This is a genomic window from Parapedobacter soli (assembly GCF_025460835.1).
GTDB classification, from domain to species: Bacteria; Bacteroidota; Bacteroidia; order Sphingobacteriales; family Sphingobacteriaceae; genus Parapedobacter; species Parapedobacter soli.
Genome location: NZ_JAMXAY010000110.1, coordinates 1 through 3,318, shown reverse-complemented (window position 1 = coordinate 3,318; position 3,318 = coordinate 1). Strand labels below are relative to the sequence as shown.

4 protein-coding genes are annotated in these 3,318 nt (G+C 37.3%); all 4 read right to left on the bottom strand.

Going from position 1 to position 3,318, the window contains the following annotated elements; genetic code table 11:
- Nucleotides 1-136: 136 nt before the first annotated feature.
- Nucleotides 137-871: a YggS family pyridoxal phosphate-dependent enzyme gene (locus NGM62_RS21620; protein ID WP_262250383.1), complete on the bottom strand. Its 735-nt coding sequence runs from the start codon at nucleotides 869-871 to the stop codon at nucleotides 137-139.
- Nucleotides 868-1,473 carry a MarR family winged helix-turn-helix transcriptional regulator gene (locus NGM62_RS21615; protein WP_262250382.1) on the bottom strand — a complete coding sequence of 202 codons (606 nt, stop codon included), beginning with the start codon at nucleotides 1,471-1,473 and terminating at the stop codon, nucleotides 868-870. The genes NGM62_RS21620 and NGM62_RS21615 overlap by 4 nt, the downstream gene beginning before the upstream one ends.
- Before the next feature lie 136 nt (nucleotides 1,474-1,609).
- Nucleotides 1,610-2,347: a hypothetical protein gene (locus NGM62_RS21610; RefSeq protein WP_262250381.1), complete on the bottom strand. Its 738-nt coding sequence runs from the start codon at nucleotides 2,345-2,347 to the stop codon at nucleotides 1,610-1,612.
- Nucleotides 2,348-2,430: 83 nt separating this feature from the next.
- Entirely contained in the window at nucleotides 2,431-2,664 is a 234-nt protein-coding gene (locus NGM62_RS21605) for a hypothetical protein (protein WP_026711556.1), read from the bottom strand.
- Between the last annotated feature and the right edge of the window lie 654 nt (nucleotides 2,665-3,318).

The following is a 3,318-nucleotide window of genomic DNA, read 5'->3' as shown; positions in this document are numbered from 1 at the left end:
CAATGCTTTACAATGAATTTTAAAAACTTAACGCATCACTAGTAATTTTAAAAAATAATTTACTCGGGTGGGAAAGGTGGAAGCTCTTTTGCAAACTTTGGTCTGCGGGTTGGCTTGTAGCGGTTTGCAAATGTGCTTACACCTGTGGGTTGGTTTCTATCTTGTCATTCCAATAATAGCTGTCCGGATAAGGTCGTTTGCCGAATATTGCAGTTCCAACTCGAATTATCGTTGAGCCTTCTTCAATGGCTGTTTCTAAGTCGTTACTCATTCCCATTGATAAGTCGTGAACAGATAAGTCTTTATCTAGCATACTTAGTTGAATGTTTTTGAGCAATTGAAAGCATTTTCGAACTTTTTGTGTTTCCGCAGAAAAAAGTCCGATAGTCATTAAGCCTTTTATGTTTAATCGGTCAAGTTGTTTAACTTGTTTAGCAAAAATCAAAGCATTTTCGGGTGAAATGCCAAACTTACTTTCTTCATACGAAGTGTTTACTTGAATAAAAACATCTATGGTTCTATCTTCAAATTCTAATCTCTTTTGCAATTTTTCAGCTAATTCCAACCTGTCAACAGATTGTATGCAGTCAGCATATTTCGTAACTTCTTTGACTTTATTAGTTTGAAGATGTCCTATGAAATGGGTTTGGTGTGAGATAACTTTTAGTGTTTCAAATTTCTCTTTAATTTCCTGCACCTTATTTTCTCCAATCAGGGTTTCACCTGTTTCCAAGGCAGTAATAATATTTGAAGCCGAAACTGTTTTTGTTGCTAATAGAAGTTTAATTTCATTGGGGTTTCTGCCTGAAAATTCGGCTGCTGCTCTTATTCTACCCTTAAGGCTTGCTATGTTTTCGATTATGAAGCTCATATCTGCAATTCGTGTTCAGGACAATCCACTCTCAACTCGTTTTCGGCAAGTTTGCTTTTTAGGAGTTTACAGTAGTGAACACCATTATCAAGTTGGTAATTGGAACAAGTAAAACACATTCTTTGAATGGTAATGATGCCTGATTTGTTTAAGTCATAAATCAATTTCAGCAATCCATTAAGCATTATTGCTTTTTGTTCCTGAGTAAGTTTTTCAATAGGTTGTTCTATTGACGAAGCAAAGAATGATGCTTTTTTAGCTATTTTTTTTCCTTCGTTTGTGAGTGTTAGTGAAAAACTCCTTGTGTCAATGGGGTCAGTTTCCTTAGTTACTAATTCTTTTGAAAGTAAAACTTTTACGCTATCGCTTATTGTGGCTTTTGTCATATTGAACTCATCTGCCAAATATCCCACCTTGCATTTCTCCAAGGAATGGAAATAAATGAAAATTAAAATTTGAATTTGTATTGGGCTTAATGAGTTTTCTTTGCTTTCATTCCATAATAATACCCTGAATGCCTCTGAAATTCGTTCCAAAGCCACAACAATGCGACTTTCAATTTTTTGGTTTTGTTCGTTTAAGTTGAATGATGAATATTTCATATCGTCAAATTTTTAGCAACATAAATCCAAGCCTTTTTTCCCGACTCAAAAGTTACAAGAATCCTATGGTATTCACTTACTTCATATTTATCGGTTTCAGCAAGTTCAGTATCCTAACTTTTCAAGGCAAATAAAATTACTTAACTTTATATGGTAGAGATAAATTACCGCTTGCTACAGAATACACTTTGTAAACGCCAAGCATTGGTTTGTCTCCGCCACCGTGTCCACCATCACCGCCTGTATTTACTTGCATAAAGGCTGCAACACCGTCAAAGGAAAAATCCGTTTTGTTGTTTATTCGATAATCGGGAACAACTACTCTTATTGTATTTCCTTTTGTGATAACTTGAAAGCCGGGGGAATCCATATACATTGGCATTCCAGGGTTAGTTGGAGGTAAAACGACTGTTGTGTCTTTTGGGTCGAATTGTTTTACAGCTAAGCCACCTTCAACTCGCTTGTCTTCTGTTAAGATTACCCAATGCGGATGCCAAACAATTCCGTCATTGGCAAAATTGCGGTCTGAATTTTCATCCCAAAGAGGAGTGTCGTCAAAATCAGGATGTGAAGTAAGGGCTAAAGCCACGATTCCTTCAGTATCGCCAAATCCAACATCAGTTGGCTTCAAGGAAGTTGGGAAAACGTACCCCAAAACAGGTGCTCCATTGAGTTGACCTACTGGTGTTGGCGTGGTTTTTCCTGCCGTTCCTTTTACGGTAATTTCCCAAATGCTTGCACCAATTTCAGGTGAGTGTTTTACGCTTACTTTTTTGATTTGGAAATCATCATTGTTGTAGTTACCGCATTTGTCGCAAGCAAAGCTTTGAACTGCGAAAAGAGAAAGTCCGAGAAGAAGAAATATTTGTTTCATTTTTTTGAAATTTAATTGTTTGAAATAAAGTTAGAAATCCTAATTAAGATTAGGACTCCTAACTTTAAGAGAGAAATTTTTTTTTAGCCTTTTACGTCAGCCATAGACGCACCAAAATTGATGTGTAATACATTGCCGTTTGGTGTTAGCAAAGCTGGAACAGATTTTACACCTGCTTTTTCCGCTTCCGCAATTCGGTTACGGTCTTCGCCAATGTGAACGATTTCTACATTAGTTGCTCCAATTAAGTTAACGATGTCGTGCTCTGCACTCACGCATACAGGACATCCTGCGTGATAGAAAATTGATTTTGCCATTTCTTTATGTTTTTATTGTTGTTTGGCATTATTGCCGTTGCAAATATAGTAAGGAATCCTAACTACACAAATTATTTCTGAGATTTTTTTAGAGAATATTTTACATCATTGATATTCAAAGCGATAAAAATCTTATAAGGGTGGGGGGATTGGCTCTTTTGCAAAACTTGGGATGTGTCGGCTTGTGCGGTTTTGCAAATGTGCCAACGTGCGGTTGGCCAAAATTATTTTTAAAAATGTGCGGTGGGAAAATTTTTTAACCCATTTGGGTCGGCTTGAGTGTTGGTAAAGTCAGGTCGGTTTGTGTCAAGTTACAGCGAAATTGTCTGCCGAGTATCGCTCGTCTGTTGGTGGTCGTGTCGGTCGTCCTACGCTTGCTGGTTTGCAGCTACCCGAAGGTGGCGACTTCGGAACACTACACTTTCAATCAAGCACAAACTTTGATAGATGCACAAAGCTTGATTTAACCACTGAACCGCCACTTTTGGGTAGGTGCTGTTACCTGCTGCCCGTTTGTCCGCACGATGGAATGTCAGTCGAAAATTGAATTCAATTTGTTCAAGATGATTTATTTTCATTACGATTTCAGTTCAAATCCTTTTATAATTATCTATAATTCCCCCCGAAAACAGGACAGCAGTTTAAGTTAGATTT

Coding starts and splice junctions, on each gene's coding strand:
- NGM62_RS21620 (WP_262250383.1), bottom strand. CDS start 871: ATGAGCTTCATAATCGAAAACATAGCAAGCCTTAAGGGTAGAATAAGA.
- NGM62_RS21610 (WP_262250381.1), bottom strand. CDS start 2,347: ATGAAACAAATATTTCTTCTTCTCGGACTTTCTCTTTTCGCAGTTCAA.
- NGM62_RS21605 (WP_026711556.1), bottom strand. CDS start 2,664: ATGGCAAAATCAATTTTCTATCACGCAGGATGTCCTGTATGCGTGAGT.
- NGM62_RS21615 (WP_262250382.1), bottom strand. CDS start 1,473: ATGAAATATTCATCATTCAACTTAAACGAACAAAACCAAAAAATTGAA.